This window comes from Campylobacterota bacterium (assembly GCA_020633995.1).
Classification (GTDB): Bacteria; Babelota; Babeliae; order Babelales; family RVW-14; genus JACKCO01.
Genome location: JACKCO010000004.1, coordinates 156,440 through 176,818, shown reverse-complemented (window position 1 = coordinate 176,818; position 20,379 = coordinate 156,440). Strand labels below are relative to the sequence as shown.

Below are 20,379 nucleotides of genomic sequence, written 5' to 3'. Positions count from 1 at the left end.
CCTGTACATCACCACCTGATATGCTAGGCTAGGGTAGTCCTGCCGCTAGCTACTACGCACAGCTAAACCAATCAAATTTAAGCAGGGCAAAAAAGGTAGAGAGTGAAGGACAAATCTGGAAAAATAGTTTTCATCTCCTTTTTCTTTATGTTCCTGCTTAGAGCTCAAGATGATACTCCAACTCCCCAGCAAACTATACAAATATCACTTGAGCAGCTTTCTGCTGCGCTCAAAAATGGCCTGGACCAAGCAGAACCTTTAATAACCGCTCTGACAACAAATATGCACATTCTGCAAAATGATCTTGATGAGCTTGAGGCAATTTTTTGTCCAGATCCAACATTAACCGACACGACTGATGCACAACCGGAGCCAACACCACCTCCTACACCAACACCATTTTCTTTTGACCCCTTTGTGCCACCGCCGCTACCAAACCCCTGGCCAGACAAAACATCACAACTTGCCTTTGTCTCAAAACCTTCATCATCTTCGACACAGCCCACAGACACTGCAGCTCAAACGCAACCTACACAACCTTCGCAAAATAACACGACTCCTCAACCATCAACTCTCCCAAACACTACACCAACTCAAACGCAACCAGAAACAACACCCACTCAAGAAGTTACAATACCACAAAACACTTCGCAGACAGAGCAACCAATACCACAAACAAACACGCAAGTAACCAACCAAACTGGACAACCTGTAGTGCAACCGACGATACAACCATCTTTACCCTCTCTGGAACAATCTCGTCCTCAAACATCAGTTGTTTATCAACCAATTACTGAGTTAGGCCCTATCTCACTGTACTATCCCGCCTGGATACAAAAGTTGATACAAACAAGCCCTGAAGTCACTATTTTATACGATGGGACCACCTGCTGTGCTCCACTGCCCCCTCCAGACACACAAACCGCACATTTTGTTTTGGAGATTGGCGACCATAACCTGTGGTACGGCCCAGAAGGAGCTTTATGGGGCTACGACAAATGCGGACGTATATTTTACATCACTGTCGATGGAGACAGGGTTACACAAAATATAGAATGTCCATGTGATTTTTTACTTGAGTAATAACACTAACCATTGAGAACTACATGAGAAATAGTATAGTTTTTCTACTTTTTCAGTACTTATTTTTATTTCTCCGTATCATGGCAAGTGAAACAACGCCAGACTCACTGCTGCTCAGTAACAAAGAAATAGTTCACCAGACCGTAAAAAACCAAGTAGAAAACAAAAAAAATCATGTGTCTATTGTACAAAAATTACAGCGCTACAAAAGCTATCTTCCCCCTAAACTCCATTGGCTTTTAGACCCATACCAAGAGCATGGCGTAAAAAAAATACATAACGCACTTTTTTTCGAACTTTCATTTGCCCACAACTTTACCGACCATTGCTTTAACAAAATAGGTAAAAAAACTGGCCTTGCTGAATGCATTTTTGGCAAAGAGTTTCTGCTCAGGGACATTTTTTTGGCGAGTAAACTCGCAGCCAAGGGTAAATTCTCACTTGGTGGGGGTACTGGCTTTGGTAATAGCCCAACCGAACAATATATTTACTGTCTTAGTCCCACAAAAATACTCATTGACGCTGAACAAAAAGAATTCATAGGCCATGCCCACGGTCTGTTTTATTTTCGCATACCGTATACAAAAAAATTACTCGGTGGTATTGGTGCACAGCTGACGGTCAAAGACTGTAGACGAACTATGGAACTTAGAACCCAGGACGGCCGGCTCTTTTGTTCAAACACTTTTGCAAGCGGGGAAAACAGTCTTTCTCAGTTTTTTAGTGATTTTAATATGGACTTTTTTGACTTTTTTACGCGAGGAGTTACCAATCCCAAACTGCTAACCTTTCAACCTAAGCAACAAAAGCGTGGCATTGGTGACCTGTCCATTTTTACACTTGTTAACTTTGCGCCCTATCTCCCTAACACCTACGACTGTGCCCTGGGTATGAACGTCGTCTTACCAACAGCTTCAAAAAAGAAAGGCTTTAAAGTTTGGGAAATTACCTTAGGAAATCGAGGTGGCGTAGAGGTTGGAGCCTTTTTAAGTGGGTCATACCACTCATCTTATTCATTTTTTCATCCATTTTTTTATGCTAACTTTTCTTATGTTTTTCCTCACTCAAGCATGGAGCGTGTACCTGAGCAAAAGACTGATCCATCACAAGTCCTCGTTCCCCCACGTTTTAACATGCACACGATAGCATCATTTAATGAATTTGATACCACCGTGTTGGAATTTGCTGACGAATCATTTAAAACACACATCAGAAACCGCTGGCATACTTCATTTTTAATTGGTAACTACTGGCACAATGTTTTCCGTTCGAATATAACTTTCGGGGTTAGTTATAGCGCATATATTCATAACCAACCCACCGTTAGGGTACCAAATTTTCATGGCAGATTTTTCAATACAGCACTGATTGCTGATAGTATGAAACACCAGCGTCACTGCCTGAGCTGGAGCGCTAAGCTTTCATACAGCAACAACACTCGTATCTCACTTGGCTTTAAACACACGTTTGCCGGTAGAAACGCATCTGCATACGATGAAGTACATGGCTCCCTGGTATTCCTAATCTAGGAGGCTGCTGCAAGCGCCTCACACTCTTCTATAATGTCAGTATACTGGACTACTGAACCTGCAGCCTCATCATCCTGGTCTGACTTGAATGCAAATTTCACACTCGTCAGGTGTTGGTCAAAAAGATCGTCTATATATTGTGCAAGTTCAAAATCTTGAAACGAAAACGTTTTAAGCCCTGGACTGTAAATATCAATTCTTGCTCTGCTGTAAAAAATATACAAGTCAGGATAATGCGACATCGCTTGTGCCTGCTTTGCTATCTCATTAACAAAGCTCATCGTCTGAACAAAATTTGTAAATTCAAACCGGCGAGAAAGACGAGGAGAAAGCGCATCAACTTCTTTCCAGTCACCAATCCCTGTAAATAGACGTTTTTTATCATACTCCGTCACGACAGCATGCAACGGTCTAAACGTTTGCCCTTGCTCACTATTGTCTTTCTGTGCAAGGTTTGCCAAGGGAATAATATCAATCTTTGCAGCCATAATAAAATCACTTTCGGTCAAGCCATTAACTGCATGTGTGTACAAATCCAAGCGCACTTGGTTACCAAAAACAAAAATGTCTGGATGATGTCCTTCTCTTTCAGCAACATTTGCAACTCTGTTGATAAAGGCTATGGACTCTTGATACGAATCAAATGAAAAGCGACGCGTAATTCTGTTCGGGAAATAAGCATCTTTACCCCATGCTGGCACCTGGTCAAGCAGCCTTTTTTCCTCTTTGGGATCTAAGATTGGAACGCTTCCTTGACAGGCTGTACAGGTCTTCTTTGATAATTCTTCCTTTTTTGAACCCTGAATCTGCGCAGCACCTAAAAACGCTGCACAAAAAACTACATGTAACAATAAATATTGTTTTAACATTACTTTCATTACTACTCCCTTTCAACACGAAGATATATTCTAGCCCCAACAGGCTACAGTAATGAACGTAAAAAAGTATCACGAAGACGTCAACGATATAAGTACAGAAACAAGTAACGTCTTCACTTTTTATTCTCTTTGCTACACAAGCTCATCAAATTTTTGGTCTATCATGCAAGCCATATCAAAGTCATCGAGCGTAAAGCCACGAGCACTTTTTGTTGATAACGATATCTTCATACGATTATAAAAAATGTACATCTCTGGATAGTCCTTCCTTTGAATGGATTCTTGCGCTAGCCAATTCATAAAATCAATCGCTTGAACAAAATCTTTAAACTCAAGCTCACGACTCAAGCGCTGCCAAATATCTGTCACAACATTCCAGTCAGGCATGCGGGCCAAAAGATGCTTTACCTCACTTTGTGAATGTACTGCTTTTTTGTCTGGCTTGTGCTTATGCTCCTTATCCTGATCGGCTGGCAATGTAAGTTGATTGATTTTTGCAGCCATAATAAAGTCGTTTTCAGTTAACCCATCAGCAGCGTGAGTATACAAATGCAACTGCACTTGGTTATTGAAAACAAAAATATCAGGGTGATGTCCCTCATTTTCTGCAAGTTGAGCAACTGTATTAACAAATTCAATCGATGCTGCAAAAGTGTTGAAAAAGAAAGCACGCATAATTCGGTTTGGACGATACTGATTTTTATGCCATTGCTTAACTTGCCCAAGCTTTTGCCTCACCTGATCATGACTGAGCGCAAGCACTCCACCCTCACAAGGCACACAATGCTGCTCGCTTATATCACAACTCTGAGAATTTTCTCCCCACACAGGCACCGTTAAAAACACCAAAAAGCTAAGTACTATTAAGTGTATCATTCCAAACTCCCTTACGATAAAAAATAAAAAGGTCGCCCAAAAGGCGACCCCAAAAATACATTTTTTTATGCTGATGGTGCTGGTGTAAGCCACATTTCTTGACTTGCTGTATAGTCAAGGTCTGTAGCATAAGTAGCAAGACTCCCTTGCATGTTCCCTTCGTCTGTAGCAACACCATAGGTAAAGGTATTAACTAAACTCAGAAAATTTTGGAGTTCTGTCATGAATGCTGCACGATCAGTTTCCAATGTCGATTGCTCTGTGCTAATAGAATCCATCACTGCAACCAATTCACCAGCCTTGGTTGCATCAAGACTTACTAATGTGTTATATGCGTCTTGAGCAGAAACCAAATCTGAATTTAATACCGTATTTGCAGCTTGAAGATCAGCTATCTGTTTGGTTGCAGACTCTTGCAGTGAGGCAATTTGCGCTTCAAGAATATCGCGAACTCTACGAGCTTGCGTAATTTGTTCATCACGATCAGCCTCAAGCTGTAAAATAGTTGCTTTTGCAAGATCAAGACTTTGACGCATGCTATCAAACAATACGCTACGCTGTGTGTTCATCGCATTAAAATCTGGCTGTATGTTTTGTAACGTACTTCCCCAGCTTCTATAATTTGCAGCTGCAACTTGTAGCTGTGCGGGCACACTGCCCAACTGAGTTAAAATGTTATCAGCAGCAGTCACCCAATCAACAGGAGTAGACCTGAGCGTAAGGTCCCAACCATGATTTTTAAGTTCTACATTTTGGTTATGAGCATGAAGCGAACCCAGTACAACTACACAAGAAAATCCTACAAATAATACTCTACGAAGCGCTTGAGATATACTCATTGCATTCTCCCCCTTTATTTAAACTCAACCTCTTAATACATAACTTTTTGTAGTTTTGTCCTATAGACCTCCCCCCTCTATAAAAATGAAACTGTTTTTATAAATCAATAACAAGAATACTTAAAAATGGGTGCAGCACGTAACATTTTAGTTACTTTGCCCCAATATAGTCCAAAACTAGAGGAATACTGCTATCCTTCTAATCGTTTGTATTTTTGATAAAGGTTTTCTGCCAACATAGCCGCATTAAAATCACCTGCTGTCAGATCATGCACATCCTTAGAGTAAAAATCAAGACGCATGCGATTGTAAAAAAGCTGTAACTCAAAGTTCTGCTCAGCTGGAGAAATTTCGCCCATGAATTCATTTAAAAAAGACATAGCTACTTCAAAGTTTTTAAAAACGTAGCGGCGAGTAAGGCGAACCTCAGGCTCATTAACAACACGCCACCCAGTAAGGCCGCGTAATAATGATCCTTTTTCAACCTCAGATAGTACTGGTGCACTCTTTCTAGCGGCACTGCTCAAAGGTGTCGACCGCCCCTGCTCATTTGGTGATATAACGTCAATTTTTGCAGCCATAACAAAATCACTTTCAGCCAAACCACCAATTTTGTGCGTGTATAAATCAAATCGAAGACTCTGCTCATTTAAAATGATGTCAGGATGATGGCCCTCTTGTTCTGCTATATCTGCAACCTCATTAACAAATGCTAACGTTTTTTTAAACGTTGAAAGCGTAAACTCTCGAGAAATTTTTGCTGGATTATCAGAAGACTTATGCCATTCAGGCACATGCTTGAGATATGTACGTTCTTCCTTTGCGCTCATAGGCGGTGTACCGCCTTTGCATGGCACACACTTTTTGCGTGCAAGGTTATTGAGCTGCTTTGTTTGCGCACATGAGCAAACTCCGACAGATAACATCAAAAGCATTAATCCTAACTTGAGCATTGTACCCCCCTATACTTTTTACACAGCTGTTGGCTCCAACGTTGCATCAGACGGCTTTATTAAAATCACTTCATCACCAAACGTAATGGCCTGATCTGGTACTGTTGGATCGTTGCTAAAGAGCAGGTTGCGATTTCCTACAACAATCCTGCCACGCTCGAAAAATAAACCTTGCGGAGCAAGAAGCGATGCACCATCAAGAATAAGCGCAGCTGATGAGTCGACCAGCTGGAAGAGTGTGTTCAAGCCACTTGCTGGAGCGTACTCAAAAATTGTGTCTCGGGTCAACAAGATGGTTGAATCCTGCAAAATAGTAAGGGGCTGATTACTCAAATAACGAAATGGAATAGGATGAGACATTGTCACAAGATCTAAAATATCTAACGCTCCAACGCTATACTCAAATATATCGTCTTGCAGCCATTTCACATTACGCAGGATAATTTTACTACTTGGATCAAGACAACGAATGTTATTACCTGCAATCCCTCGCAAAACCAGCCCATCAAGCATCAACTCTGAGTTTTGCCCCGTAACCACAATTGCCCCACTCACACCTAATGTTAAATCATTGCCACCACCATTTAGAATGGTCTTACCACTAAACGTCCATTCATAGTCAAGTTCCTCATTTCGAGCAAGCTCAACCGTGGTACCATCATCAAATGTTAAGGTAGCATCTTGTCCAAATTCAACGTGACGAGGAGAAAACTTGAACACGGTATTTTTGTAGCATGCATTAACATTATCACTGATGAACATGAGTGGCTCATCAGCCCGAGAAAATGAGATATAATTGGTATTACCATCGATTGTAAGGTCAAACCGAACATTGTCCTCATCAAGCTCGTCCCTGAGCATGCCTTTAACCGTAGGGGTATCAATTTCTGGAAAGATACGCAATTTACGTGTTGGCCAAATAAGTTCATAACGATCCATTACCGCATCTTGGGAATAGTTAACAAATGAAATAGGATCAACACGAAAACGCCTAATTGAACCATTGTTAATAATTTCTATAAATTTGTGATTTGGATCTTCTATTCGTAGAGGACGAATATTAAATTGATCAATAAAATCAAGCGCATCATACGTTAGTGCAACTCGATCAACAGTCAAAGAACCTTCTTGATCGAAGATTAAAAAGTTGTCTCTAGTCAACACATTTGTTTCACCATCAACAAAAATACCTCCTGAGTTAACCAAATAACTCGTATTCATTTCGATAGCAACATTTGAAAGGCGTAACTGAGATCCTTCTCCCAACAACAACTCACCAGTTCCTACACCTTTCAGTACAACCCCAGACATCCGCAGACGAGAACCAGGGAAAACAATAATCGCGCCACCCTCAGCAATGTCAATGACATTGCCATTGCCATTAATTTGCCCATCGCCAAAAAAGAACCATTCGCCACGCAGATTAACTCTACTATTAAGCTGAATATCTAACGCGCTATTCCAAATAATTTGGCCTTCCCAATCGGTTTCAGTACCGCCAATAGACAAACGTCTATTGTTGAGCACAACTTGCCCATCACCTAGAAATTTTGCATCATCGCCAAGTGATAAGTCATCTTGCAGAAAAACCGTACCACCATTGAGCGTTATATCAGTATTAAGCGCATTTTGAATGGCAATAAAAAGACCCGCCGAATCATCTTCAAGCACAAGATCATTCGTTCCAAAAAAAACAGGTTGTCCTCGCAAAAAATTTGCTCCCGATTTAATAATCACTTTATGACGGAAACCTCCGGGATTTGAAATAAACAGGTCAGCATCATCCAGATCTGGGTTGTCACCAATTTCAATATTGCCAGTCCTGGAGGTATCACCGACAGAATCAAGCTCTGTATCTTTACGTGATGTTATATCCGACAACCTGCGAGCAGGCCTAAATACTCCATTTAAAAGGCCTTCGGCATTAAAACTTGCAAAAACACCATTATTAAATCGTATGGAATGGCCAATAACTTGGCTGAGAGGCTCTCTTTCAAGTCTGCCCTGCTCGATGAGCATATTGGGCTCACGAATCCGCAGAAACGAGTTGTCTTTTACCACCAGACTTGACTCTGTGTTGCCAAAGTTAATCTCTGCATCACCCGGACAGAAGCAAACTAAACCTACAAGTAATAAGAAGCTACCACTTTTAACCAAAGACATTTTGATCACTCAGCGCTCCTGAAATAACCTCAAGTGTAGCACTTGCAGGTTTATCAAGCAGTAAATTGTTTTCAAATGTTCCGTTCCCAAACTGAATAACCTGATCAAAGTTTGTTGCGCCATCATTTTGCAGAAAATTGCGATTACGCACAATCAGGCGGCCGTTTGTTAAGATAACGCCAAACGGAGCAGACAACGTCATATCATCCATAAATATTGCCGATGACCGATCAACTAACTGAAAGTTATCACGATTTTGGTTAGGAGGCGCATAGTTAAATACTACACCGCGCGTTAAGTAAAACGTTGCATCAGGTAAAATGGTGAAAATACCATTACTCATGAAATTGAAGTCCCCGGGACATGGCATAAACGTTTCCCCATCAATGTCCATGCTCCCTCTTTCATAGGTGAAATCGCCGCTTTGAATCCAGCGAACATTACGCAACACGATTTTGCTTGATGTATCAGTACAGCAAATATTTGTTCCCTGTATCCCTTTGATTGTCATGTTCTCTAGGTGTAGCTCTGAGTTTGGACCCTGCAATAAAATCTTACCACCCTCTTGAAGTGTCAAAATCGATCCTCGCCCTTTAAAGAACGTCAAACCTTCAAACGTCCATGTTATAGATAGATCCTCGTTACGCGCGAACTCAACGGTCGTTTTATCACCAAGTACAAACGTGGAACCTTCCCCAAGTAACAGGTGCCGCGGAGAAAATTCACGCAAAACAATATTTTCGGTCTTTGCTCGTACTCCGTCAGAAATCTCAAGCAATGACTCATTTGACCTGGTAAAAAGCCAGAAGTTTGTGTTGCCCTTAATCGTTACATCAAAATTAAGCGCATTTGTTGTACGATTAATTTCAGGAAAAATTTTAATTTTTTTATTTGGAGTTGCAACACCATAGCGCTCAAGCGCTGTGTCTGAGCTGTAATCAAGAAATGAAATAGACTCCGCACGAACCTTTCTAATTGATCCCCCATCTAAAATTTCAATGAATTTATGATTTGGATCCTCAATTCTAAGCGGTCGAATATTGAATTGATCGATAAAATCAAGTGGATCATAGGTCAATGCAACACGATCAACCGTCACAGAACCTTCTTCATCAAAGGTTAAAAATTTATCTTTGGTAATGATGTTTGTATTACCATCAATAAAAATACCGCCAGTATTAAACAGGTAGTCAGCATCCATTTCAATCTCAACTTCTGATAGACGCAGTTCTGCTCCTGTTCCAAGAAGGATTGATCCTGATCCTAGACCTTTGATCACCGTTCCCGAAATTCGTAAGCGCGACCCTGGAAATACAGCAATCACCCCACCGTTTGCTATGTCAATGACATTACCGTTGCCATTAATTTGGCTGTCCCCAAAGAAAAACCAACTTCCAGCCAAATTAACACGACTGTTAAGTTGAATATCAAGTGAACTGTCCCAGGTAATTTGCCCGTTCCACGTTGCAGCTCCCCCACCTAGCGCTAGACGTCTGTTATTAAGTGCAACAAGACCATCTCCAAGTAAAACTGCATCATCTCCAAGGTCAAGATCGTCTTGAAGAAACAATACCCCATTATTCATGCTTATATCTGTATTAATGGCATTTTGTGCCGCAACGGCAAGTAATGACGTTTCATCTTGTATGGTTATATCATTTGGTCCAAAAAAAAGTGGTTGTCCACGAAGCAAACTACCACCAGGTCTGACAAGCAGCTGATGACGAAATCCTCCCGGATTTGCAATCAATAAATCAAGTGCATCGGGATCAGGATTAAGCCCTAATGCAACAAAGCCAGTATTTTCAGTGTCTTCAATGCCCTCAACAGGGATAACCTCAAGCGGTGGAGCAAAAATACCATTAAGCAAAGCTTCTGAATTAAAGCTTGCAAAAACACCACGATTAAATGTCACTAAATTACCCGTTATCGCACCAAAGGCGGTGCGCGCAAGCCGTCCCCCATTAATTTGCATACCTGCACTCGTAACATCGAGCTGAGAGTCATCATTAATTTTAAGCGACGACGTCCTACTTCCAAAGTTAATTGCGGGTAAGACTATTTGACTGCATAAGCCAGCATGTAGTAAAAACGCTAAAAGTGTGTATCTCTTTTTCATGGTTATACTTTTCTTTAACTAGGATTTTTATAAGAAAGAAAACCATCTTCAACTTCTATGCTTGCTCCAGGCATAATAGTTACTTGCAATGTTCCAGCGGTGGAACCATCACCCAAAATAATTCCCTGCGACTCCTGAGTCGGTCCATCACTTAAAAATGTTGTTTTGTGATCAATAATTAAGTGGCCATCTGTCAGACGAAGCCCAACACTGCGAGGAACCGTCAAAAATGCACCATTCAAGAAAAGCTGTGACGATGGTCCTGCCATCACAAAATGTGTTGAAAGTGAGTCAGCGGGGATATAAAACAAATCAGTATCAATATCAATAAATAATGTTGAATCTTCCTCGATAAGTAGATCAAGATCAGAGTTGAAAACAAAAGAGAAAGGCTCCATGATTCTAACAAAATCAAGAATTTCAAGTGATCCTTCAGAAAAGACAAAATCACCACTCAGGTGTATAACTGCTTCTTGTAGCACAAGTGTTCGAGAGCTTCCACCAGCTGCAACCGAAAGATTTGTTCCACTCAGGCCCGTAATAATAACATTACGCAATGTCAACACAGTACTGGCACCACCAGCAACTACAATGTCTCCGGAAAGATTTAAAACGTGACCTTGACCATCAATGGTTGTATCGGAAATTATCGTTATTGTTTTGCCAGCTGGAACAGACAAATCACCATCTAAAAAAATTGTATTACCGGCACCGTCAATCATACCGCTATCGGGCAATGTCGCACTTGATGCAAGGTGCATATCCCCTGCCAGCAACAATGTACCTCCACCACCAAGGTCAACAGGCCCTGCAACTGGCGGAAAAACATTAAAAGTAACCGTACCCGCACCCGGTAGACTGAAACCACCATCAAGCTTGACAAAACCTGTTGCAAACTCACCCGCACCAAATGGATGAGAAGCAGCTTTGTAAACAATACCAACGGTCCCGTCAAGGCTTACGGCGTGAAGCGCCATAAGCCCTAACAAAAAACACATCATTAAGCTTGATAAATACAATGCAGTTTTTTTCATGGGAACACCACTTAAACAGCATTATTGTAAACTAATTTACCTGAAAGTATTTCTAGCACGCCATCACCGGCAAACTCAACCGTAACATCTTCTGCAGGAGTGCCATTACCAAGCGAAATTGCTTGAGACAGTGAAACAGCACCTGCGTTGTAAATTGTATTGTTACCTCGTACAAAAACTGTACCCTTAGTCAGACGCATACCTGTTTGGGATGAACCAAGGGATGCATTATTAAGCTCAAGCGTTGCTGTGCTATCATCAAGTGCAATCAAGTCACGATTTGCAACACATGGGTCATAGCTGAATGCCATGTTACGGTCAACACACAGCGTACCAAAGTGACAAATATGGCTTTGTCTTGGTGAACAGTATGCAAATGTTGTTGTACCAATCAAGTCAGTTCTACCAACAACCGCAAGTGAACCTACCGTAAAGCTGAACACACCATCCTGTTTAAATTTAACGTTACCAAATGACACCGTTGCAGTGGAATCAAAACAACGAATTTTGTTAGCACTTGCATCTTGAATCTCAACATTATCAATAAGCAACGCACTATTTGGACGCACACAAATTTCACTACCGGTACCAAGACATAAAATTTTGCCACCACCGTTGAGGGTTGACTTACCAGCAAAATTCAGCGTCGTTGTCAATGTTGAGTTTTCACCAAGATTGAGCACAGCTTTATCACTAAAGGTAATACTCGATCCTGTTTCAAGCGTCAGATCATTGATTGGGAAGTTACGGAGTTCGATGTTTATAAACACTGCGTCCTTGCCACTGACAACCCTAACAATACTTTGTGTTGAACCAACGGCAAAGTCGTACTTAAATCCGTCTCCATTAATCGTAGAAGTCTCTTCAACAATCAATTTTCTAAGTGGAGTCACCTGAAACTCACGATCAAGTTTTTTGTCTGCTGCCGCAACCTCAAGATCACCGAGTTCAAGCGATTCTTCCTTACGAATTGATCCACCACGAAGTAAAATCTTACTATTCAACTCATTGGTAAAACGAATATTGTTATTATCATTAAAATCAAGGTTATCGTAGACCATTGTCGTCCCATCAACGGTCAAACAGCTTGCTGGGTCATATGTTAAAAAGAAATCTCCAGTGATAACACGCACTGGCCCAACAGCCTTAAAGCCACCTATGGTAAAGGTCACATCATCATCCATTTCGATAGCAACATCAAATAACTCAACACGGGCTGTTTTATCATCGAATTGCAACGACCCACTGCCAAGACCTCTAAGCGCAACATTCGTCATCCGCAACTCGGTCCCTGCCTTTACCCGAATGCGTCCACCACCTGAAAAGTCTATAACGTTGTTATTGCCTATAATTTGAGCATCACCATCAAAAATCCACTCACCAGTTAAACGATTATCAGCATTGAGTACAAAGTTTTTTGCCCCCATCAGCATGAGCGTTGTTGTCCAAATCAAATCCTTTTGACCAAGAACAAGGTTAAATCCATTAAAGTCAATCGTACCTTCATCTGCAAACTGGACAGAGTCACCAAAAGCCAAATTGTTATCTAAAATAACTTTACCCCCACTCAGCTCAATCCCCTTATTTAACTCATTTTGAACAGCTACACGTAGTACTGTTGTTGCAGCGCTCAGCTTAACAGGCAAGGCAGGCTCAAAACGTGGAAACCCTTCTAGTCGATTATTTGAACCACTGACCAAAATTCGTTCCGCAATAAAGCCTGGATCTATGACAAAAAATGATGCTGCCTTTGACGCAGTACCACCATTAAGCAGATAGGAATACGTGCTTGATGGATCGTACGTTCCAGTAAATTTTATTTCGTAGTCGCCATCGGTGATAACGCCACCATCGAATGGAATTTCTGCGCCCGTCCATGTTGTTCCAGGATTTTTTTCAAGCGTCCCTGTTATAGGAGATAACCCCGTTGATGTAACTTTGAGCGATGCACTACCCTCAAAGGTTATTTTTGACGATAAATCCGAAAAGGTTAGTGCTGCATTAAGTGCGTTGAAAGAAAAGAAAAGCAACCCAACAGCTATGTAAGAAACCACTCCTTGTTTCATCTTTCTCCCTTTTTTTACGTATAAAATTCTAAGCTTCAGAATTGTGTGCGTACCATTTAAGGTCGGCACATCAATACTTCTTATTTTCACTCTCCATTTTTCATGCTAACAGATTTTTTAAAAAACAAAACTGATAAAATCGTTGTATTAATTTCTATGTTGTGTTGTTAATAATTAGACGACCGTCCACGCCCGATCTGGCAGATATCGTCAAAGATGAACTCGGTAATATTTGTAATGTAAAGTCATTTGTTGATGTCACTCCGTCACCCAATGTAATTGGAGGATCTGTATTAATTAAATTCACTCCTTTGCTAATTAACCTTCCCCGCTGAAGACGCTGATTTCCTACTCCAACAAATGTCAAAGCCGCACCATCCATAAGAATTCGTGATGATGAATCTAAAAAATTAAAAATGTGATTATCGAAAAACATACTTGAGCCAGGGGGCATTTCAAAAGTCGAAAAAGAATGGATCAGAGGATTTTTTAAAAGTGGATTCTGCACACCCAAAAACGCTATTGCATTTAAGGATAAAAGCGCAACACTATTCATCATAGTTGTAGCAGCCTCAAGCCGGACCAAATCAAGTCCCATAAAGACCCCATCAAACGTGACTGTCGTATGTGTTGATGTAACAAAAGTTCCGTGAGCATTATTCAACTCTCCTCCTGGCCCGCGAGAGCTCAGAAAATTGAACGTCAGGTTTCTCATGTAAAGACCAACTTCCTGAGGTAAAGGAACAGATTCAAAAGGAAACGAACGCTTAACAAATGAACCACTCACCAAAGATGAACGTCTAACCTCTAAAGTATGGCAATGACCATCGAGCGTAATGGTATTTCTAAGTCCCGTCATGGTAAGCCGGAGTTCACCATCGAGTAACTTAACATTACCCAAAAAGTGCACTGCGTTACCATTGCCCACAATCGTTCCGGTGCCAACAAATGTTGTGCCCGCATTCAAAAACAGCTCATCGTCAAGAATAAGGGTACCATTATTAAGATCAATTTCCCCTCCAACTGGCGTTTTAGCCAAACTTAGCGACACCGTTCCATTCGCAGGAAGGCGAAAGCCTTTAGTAAAATGAACAAACCCACGAGCACTATCGCCACTGGTAAATCCTGTATACTGCACCTCTAAAAATGAGGGGGTTACCGTTCCATCAATACTTACAGCACTAAGTTGAAAAAAACTGAAGCAGCTCAAAAATAGAGCGCAAATAACAAACATTACACTTCTCCTAGAAGAATTTTTTACATTTTAGAGCGGGTTATTATAAACAAGTCTAGTTCCTGTAGTCAGTACAAGCTTTGAAGACGGCATAAAGTTTAAATCAACATTGTCGGTAGGAGACCCTCTGCCAAGAACTAGATCACCACCAGGAATGTCTGCTGTAACCACACCATCAATCAATACTCTGAGTGGAGTAAAGAATATAAGTGCAGATGCACCGCCAAACTTAATTGCACTTCTTGTTTTGGTTGTAAGCCTACAGCCCTTGAGACGCAAAGAAGATCTTATGCTTCTGCTAAAAAAGAGTTCTTCTTCATGTGCATAAATACACTGGTCATTTGAACCAATCTCAAGCTCTGAAAGAAAATCAATACTGAGCGTTGAGCCTGACTTGATTATTCTAAATGGCCCACGAGAGCGACGAGTTTGAAATAAACATTTTCCACATATTGTTGTCGTTGCCCTCAATGAAAGTGTATTAACAACATCGAGAATGGAATTTTCAAAAACAAAATCAGTTAATATCCCGTTACGAAAAGAACCAGTGTTCGTCAGAATTGATGCACTTGTCGGATCGTGAGTATGCACGCCCCTGATACGTAAATTTCTAAACGTAACCGTTGTTTTGAAGCTGCTTGCATCGCCACCACAGTTAAGCGAACCAGCAGCACTCAATGTCAAAATTTTGTTGTGGCCATCAATTATAATTTTGTTATCTTTGTCTGGCAGCTCGAGTGAAATTGTTGATGTAAAAACAAGACTATTGGAAAAGTGGATTGCAAAACCATTTCCTTCAATTAGCCCCGAGCCTGTCAAACGAGCACTTGAGCTTAAAAACAAGTCTCCATCCAAAATTAAACGACCATCGTTAAGATTAATATCTCCGTTGACGGGTACTGAAAGATTTACATTTAGTGTTCCTCCTGAGGGCACCTTAAAACCACTTTTAAAGTACACCCATCCCCGAGCACTATCACCAGAAGAAAAACTATTCATAGACGTTTCAATGTAGGTCGGTGTTGCTCGTCCATCTAAATTTGCCGCCTGAGCAAATGAGTATGTTAAAAAGATGCTCCCTAAAAAAACTATCATTTTTTTCATTGATGTACTCACTTCTTGCTATTTTGAATTGTTATAAATAAGACGATTGCCGGTAAAGAACTTCATACGAATCTCAGAACCCGGATTTACAATCACGTCTATATCTCCATCTTCACTCACACCATCACCAAACACCCAGTCTGGCAATCCATTTTTGCTCAAAGCGACCAGTCCATCAATGACCATCGTTCCCCGCTCAAGAATGATAGGATCAGGCGAACCATTAGCTGACTGAAAATTACAATTATCAAGAGCCAAAATAGACTCGCGCGACTCAAAAATAGGCCCGCTTATGCCCGCGCCTGAGCTAATACCAAAGAGGAAGAAAACATTTTTGTCTAATCTAAGCGTTGAAAACGGCTCAATTCTCATTTTTCCTAATGCAGACTTACTAAAAAAAGGTGTGCTTGCACCCGTTGCTGCAAACTCAACAAGTCCTCGAATGGTTATATCTGCGTTTAAAGAAAAGCTAAAACTACCACCTGCAAGAGCCGGTGTTTCGGCCCCAAATAACTTGCAATTTTCAAACGATAAAACTGTATCAGCTCCACGCTGAGCAAATGAGCCTAGGTTGCCCGCAAAATCAGCATTAAGATTTTTTAGAGTCAAATCCATGTAATCAACAAAAACTTTAGGCTGCGCTGGTCCAACATCCATATCAAGAACACCAAAATTTCTGAATTCTATGGCGTTACCATTCCCATTTACTTTTATACGGGTTTCTTGAGCATTATTTCTGAGTTTTACTCTCGAAGTAATAATTAATGGCCCACTCAGATGAATAGTATGGCCGTTACCAACAATAAAGCCCGTGCCCGTTATTTCAGCGCTAGACCCAAGGTACAAATCATCAGTTAAGACTATTGTTCCGTTGTTTAAATCTATTTTTCCATTTACTTCACCAGCTGTACCAAGGGTCATGGTGCCAGTAGATGGAACAGAAAAACCATCTTGAAAATACACAAAACCAGCAACTGAATCCCCATTGGCAAAAACAATTGGCGTTGTGTTGTAACTAATGGATGTTTTCGCGATTATGCTAGCAGCATCTAATGTTTGTAAAAAAATTGTAACGAATACAACAAATAAACTTCGAAAAAACACTACAGTCCCCTTTTTAATACGAATCAACGTTTTTATTTCATCTGCTCAGACCTAAACCGTGTTATTGTAAACAAGACGAACATCTTTGCCCGCACCGGCAAAAAAGTCATTAATTATAAGCTTTGAGCTTGGTAGAATATCAACATTAAAGTTATTTGCTCCACTGACACCGTCACCAAAGATCAGACTACTAAGAGCCGGAACAACTGCTGCCAACGAATCTACCTCAGCTTCTCGCTCAACAATAAGCGTCCCTTTTTGAAGATTTATATTATTTGAGGTGGGCAACAACGTACTGCTAAGCGACAGCACGGTCCCACGAAGACTCAAGCGAGAAGAACCATCAGCAAACTCTTCTGTACCATTTAGGCTCAATATCAAATTTTCTTCTAGCCTCAGCGTGGAATTGTCTTTAATCAATAATTTCTCTTGATTACCACCAACCCCAGACTTTGTTCCTGCACCAACAGAACGCAGTGCTATCAAAACATCCCCAATTATAGTGGTATTTCCATTACCCAAAACGAGAAATGAAAATCCTGAGATAGGCAAAATTACCGTATCTTCAAATGTAAACGTTACTTTCGGCACAAAACCTAAAAAAGATAATGACGTATCAAATTCTTCCAAAATAATATTTTTAAAATGAACCCCATACTGAAATGTATGCGTTAATGCGCTAATACCACCCAGCCTAAAATCAATTATATTCCCTTTAAACGCAAGCTTGTGCCCATGACCATCGATAGTAATACTTGTATCATGCGAAGCAGACAAGCGAATACCCAAACCATCTAACTGGACATTTCCTCCCAGATGAAGCGTGTTCCCCTCTCCAATGATATTTGCCGTTCCACCTGTAAGCTCTCCCGGCAAACGATCTAAATCAGAGTCAAGATACAAATCATCACGCAAAATAAGTTCAGCAGTAGAAGCAGCCCATGATAAAGGGCCTGAAACAGGTACCCCAGCCAAGTCGAGCACCACCGTGCTTGACGGGTTAAGGCTAAATCCTTTGGCAAATCGCACAAATCCTGTAGCAGCATCTGCATTAGAAAAAAGGTGCGTGCTCGTAACATGCGACGGAGTAACCGTGCCATCAATACTTACTGCCTGAGTGGAAAAAAAATAGAGCGGTAACAAAAGTAAAAAGGCATACACACACATACCATCTCCCTAAAGGTTCGAGTTATAAACTAAACGAGTATCGCCTACAATATCCAGACTCGTTGCGCCAAGCAAGAATAGATCAGTGTCATCAAAAAATCCTGCTGACGGACCTTCTCCAATAACAACATCACCTCCAGGAACAGCAACAGATACTCTGTCTTCTAAAAATATGCGGCTAGGGTTAAGACAAATTAAACCATTTACTTTCGACTTTAACTGACAACCCTGCAACCGAACACTTGAAGACTTTGTTGGGAAGGTAAATTCACCAACTTCAAGTTCAAACACACAGTTTTTATCAGGCCCCAAAATTAACAACGCCTGTTTATCAACCGTTATTTTACCACCAGTCTTAATAATTTGATGAGGACCGCGCTGACGACTTGCCATGAAATTAACATCGCCCAAAATACTCGTTGTCGCTCTAAGAGAAAATGTGCCCTTAAAATCAATAGTGGTATTTTCAAAAAGGATCGTACTACGCAGCCCATTACGTAGTGACCCAGTTTCGGTAAACATTGCAGCTCCAGTGGGGTCATGGGTATGAGCACCTTGTAAACGTACATTTAAAAACCTAATTGTTGTCGTAAACGTACTTGAATTACCACCCAAATTTATCGATCCTCCAGATTCAGAAATCGTCAACACATTATCATGCCCATTAATAATGATATGATTCGCTTTATCAGGCAGTTCAAAAGAAATAGTCGATGTAATATAAAGACTTGATGTCAGATGAATTGATCGATAAATATCATGACCAAAAAGAGGTAAGTCGGGCACTGTATTGCCGTTAATTCCTTCAATTAGACCAGAGCCGGTAATACGAGCACCAGAGGCAAGCCACAAATCTTTCTCCAAAATTAACCGTCCACCATTCAAGTCAATATCACCCTTAACCGGTACATTGAGCTCAAGTGTTAGTGTACCTCCTGTAGGAACTTTAAATCCTTTACGAAAATACACCCAGCCTCGAGCACTATTGCCTGAAGCGAAGCTGGTCATTTGCGTGTCAATATAGGTTGGTGTTGTACGTCCATCCAAACTTGCTGCCTGGAGACAAGAAATATTTATAAAACAAAGAAGAATAAAAATAATCATATGTTTCTCCTAGGTCGTATTGTTATAGGTAAAGCGCGGAGCTGCACTAAAGATGTTTCTTGTCATTCGCCACAATGCTCCATTTCGTATAACAATATCCATATCATCTGCTGGATCAGGCCCCCCGCCTATGGTGATATTTGGCGACGATCCAGATCCGCTAAAATGAAACGTATTCCAAGCACCTTCAATCAACAATGTTCCACGTTTTAATTCAACAGGCCCAAAAAAGCCTTGTATAAAGGCCGTTGTATTATTCATGCGCAGTACTGACGAACGATCTTCAAATGTTGGCACCGTGAAGGGTGCTCCAACCGTAGAGAGTCTAAAAGTAATGTCTTGGTCAATATCAAGCACTGAGTTTTTCGTTACATGGACTCTAGTGCTATCATTACCAAACGTTAGGCCAGAACCGGCAATCGTCAGCTTACGTATCACCGTATTCCTAAAGCCACCAAGCTCAAGGCCTTTAGGAAATCCAGTAAGTCGCCCCATAATTATTTTTACATTATCGTAGGTCATCTCAGCAGCAATAACCCGAAAGGATCCTGGTGCAGCGCCGGCAAAGGTTAAATTGGCATTTTTAATAGTGATGTTTCGAAGTGTTGCGGTTAAATTCGATGCTTGAAAACGTAATAACCCCTCATTTCGTAACTCCAACGTATTTCCATCTCCATTAATAACAATTCCCTGAGGGGTCGCACCCTCAAACGTAATGCTCCCAGTAATAATTAAATCATTTCCTAAGTAAACTGAGTGTCCATTTCCAAGAATGTGACCAGACCCTGTTATTTTGCTTGAGCTAGAAAGAAATAAATCATCATTAAGTTCAAGAACACCACCATTAAGGTCAATTTCTCCATTAACGGGAATGCCCGCAAGCGACATAGTCATCGAACCCCCTGATGGCGGACACTTAAACCCCTCTTTGAAGTAAACAAAACCCGTTACGTCGTCACCCGCGGAAAAACTAACTTGTGACGTATTATAGCTAATCGATGTTTTTGCAGAAATGCTCGCCGCTGATATCGACGGCACCCAAGACAATAGTAAAAAATAAATGATGCCATAAAATAGCATAGGTACACCTCTCCTTTTGGTCCTTTTTTTTTAGAATATATAAGAG

Annotated in this window: 16 protein-coding genes; 2 read left to right on the top strand and 14 right to left on the bottom strand. The window is 40.9% G+C overall.

All coding sequences use genetic code 11. The features are described 5' to 3' along the window. Window positions 1-102: 102 nt before the first annotated feature. Together H6679_03890 and H6679_03885 are read left to right on the top strand one after the other, a co-directional pair. The gene (locus tag H6679_03890) at window positions 103-1,083 is read left to right on the top strand and encodes a hypothetical protein (GenBank protein MCB9493391.1); all 981 of its coding nucleotides are present in this window, start codon (window positions 103-105) and stop codon (window positions 1,081-1,083) included. Between the two features lie 23 nt (window positions 1,084-1,106). Beyond that, the gene (locus H6679_03885; GenBank protein MCB9493390.1) at window positions 1,107-2,612 is read left to right on the top strand and encodes a hypothetical protein; all 1,506 of its coding nucleotides are present in this window, start codon (window positions 1,107-1,109) and stop codon (window positions 2,610-2,612) included. Here the strand turns inward: H6679_03885 and H6679_03880 are convergent. The 14 genes from H6679_03880 to H6679_03815 all read right to left on the bottom strand — a co-directional run bounded on the left by H6679_03880 (window position 2,609) and on the right by H6679_03815 (window position 20,333). Beyond that, window positions 2,609-3,490 carry a 4a-hydroxytetrahydrobiopterin dehydratase gene (locus tag H6679_03880; GenBank protein MCB9493389.1) on the bottom strand — a complete coding sequence of 294 codons (882 nt, stop codon included), beginning with the start codon at window positions 3,488-3,490 and terminating at the stop codon, window positions 2,609-2,611. The genes H6679_03885 and H6679_03880 overlap by 4 nt on opposite strands. Window positions 3,491-3,622: 132 nt before the next feature. Beyond that, complete coding sequence (locus H6679_03875) at window positions 3,623-4,366, bottom strand: 4a-hydroxytetrahydrobiopterin dehydratase (GenBank protein ID MCB9493388.1); 744 nt, start codon at window positions 4,364-4,366, stop codon at window positions 3,623-3,625. Window positions 4,367-4,431: 65 nt separating this feature from the next. Then, the gene (locus H6679_03870) at window positions 4,432-5,205 is read right to left on the bottom strand and encodes a hypothetical protein (protein MCB9493387.1); all 774 of its coding nucleotides are present in this window, start codon (window positions 5,203-5,205) and stop codon (window positions 4,432-4,434) included. A 191-nt stretch (window positions 5,206-5,396) separates the two neighbouring features. Then, window positions 5,397-6,158: a 4a-hydroxytetrahydrobiopterin dehydratase gene (locus H6679_03865; protein ID MCB9493386.1), complete on the bottom strand. Its 762-nt coding sequence runs from the start codon at window positions 6,156-6,158 to the stop codon at window positions 5,397-5,399. 18 nt (window positions 6,159-6,176) lie between these two features. Then, a complete protein-coding gene (locus H6679_03860) occupies window positions 6,177-8,330 on the bottom strand; it encodes a hypothetical protein (protein ID MCB9493385.1) in 2,154 nt (717 codons plus the stop codon). Next, window positions 8,308-10,440 (bottom strand): hypothetical protein, encoded by a 2,133-nt coding sequence (locus H6679_03855; GenBank protein ID MCB9493384.1) that lies wholly within the window; start codon window positions 10,438-10,440, stop codon window positions 8,308-8,310. Before H6679_03855 ends, H6679_03860 begins: the two co-directional genes overlap by 23 nt. Window positions 10,441-10,454: 14 nt before the next feature. Next, window positions 10,455-11,474 carry a hypothetical protein gene (locus H6679_03850; protein MCB9493383.1) on the bottom strand — a complete coding sequence of 340 codons (1,020 nt, stop codon included), beginning with the start codon at window positions 11,472-11,474 and terminating at the stop codon, window positions 10,455-10,457. An 11-nt stretch (window positions 11,475-11,485) separates the two neighbouring features. Continuing rightward, window positions 11,486-13,540, bottom strand: coding sequence for a hypothetical protein (locus tag H6679_03845; protein ID MCB9493382.1), 2,055 nt, complete (start codon window positions 13,538-13,540; stop codon window positions 11,486-11,488). A 154-nt stretch (window positions 13,541-13,694) separates the two neighbouring features. Beyond that, complete coding sequence (locus H6679_03840; protein ID MCB9493381.1) at window positions 13,695-14,774, bottom strand: hypothetical protein; 1,080 nt, start codon at window positions 14,772-14,774, stop codon at window positions 13,695-13,697. A gap of 30 nt (window positions 14,775-14,804) precedes the next feature. Next, a complete protein-coding gene (locus H6679_03835) occupies window positions 14,805-15,878 on the bottom strand; it encodes a hypothetical protein (GenBank protein MCB9493380.1) in 1,074 nt (357 codons plus the stop codon). 18 nt (window positions 15,879-15,896) lie between these two features. Then, window positions 15,897-16,982 carry a hypothetical protein gene (locus tag H6679_03830; GenBank protein ID MCB9493379.1) on the bottom strand — a complete coding sequence of 362 codons (1,086 nt, stop codon included), beginning with the start codon at window positions 16,980-16,982 and terminating at the stop codon, window positions 15,897-15,899. Window positions 16,983-17,033: 51 nt separating this feature from the next. Beyond that, a complete protein-coding gene (locus H6679_03825) occupies window positions 17,034-18,149 on the bottom strand; it encodes a hypothetical protein (protein MCB9493378.1) in 1,116 nt (371 codons plus the stop codon). 9 nt (window positions 18,150-18,158) lie between these two features. Beyond that, on the bottom strand, window positions 18,159-19,253 hold the full coding sequence (locus H6679_03820; GenBank protein MCB9493377.1) for a hypothetical protein: 1,095 nt from the start codon (window positions 19,251-19,253) through the stop codon (window positions 18,159-18,161). A 9-nt stretch (window positions 19,254-19,262) separates the two neighbouring features. Continuing rightward, entirely contained in the window at window positions 19,263-20,333 is a 1,071-nt protein-coding gene (locus tag H6679_03815; GenBank protein MCB9493376.1) for a hypothetical protein, read from the bottom strand. Window positions 20,334-20,379: the final 46 nt, after the last annotated feature.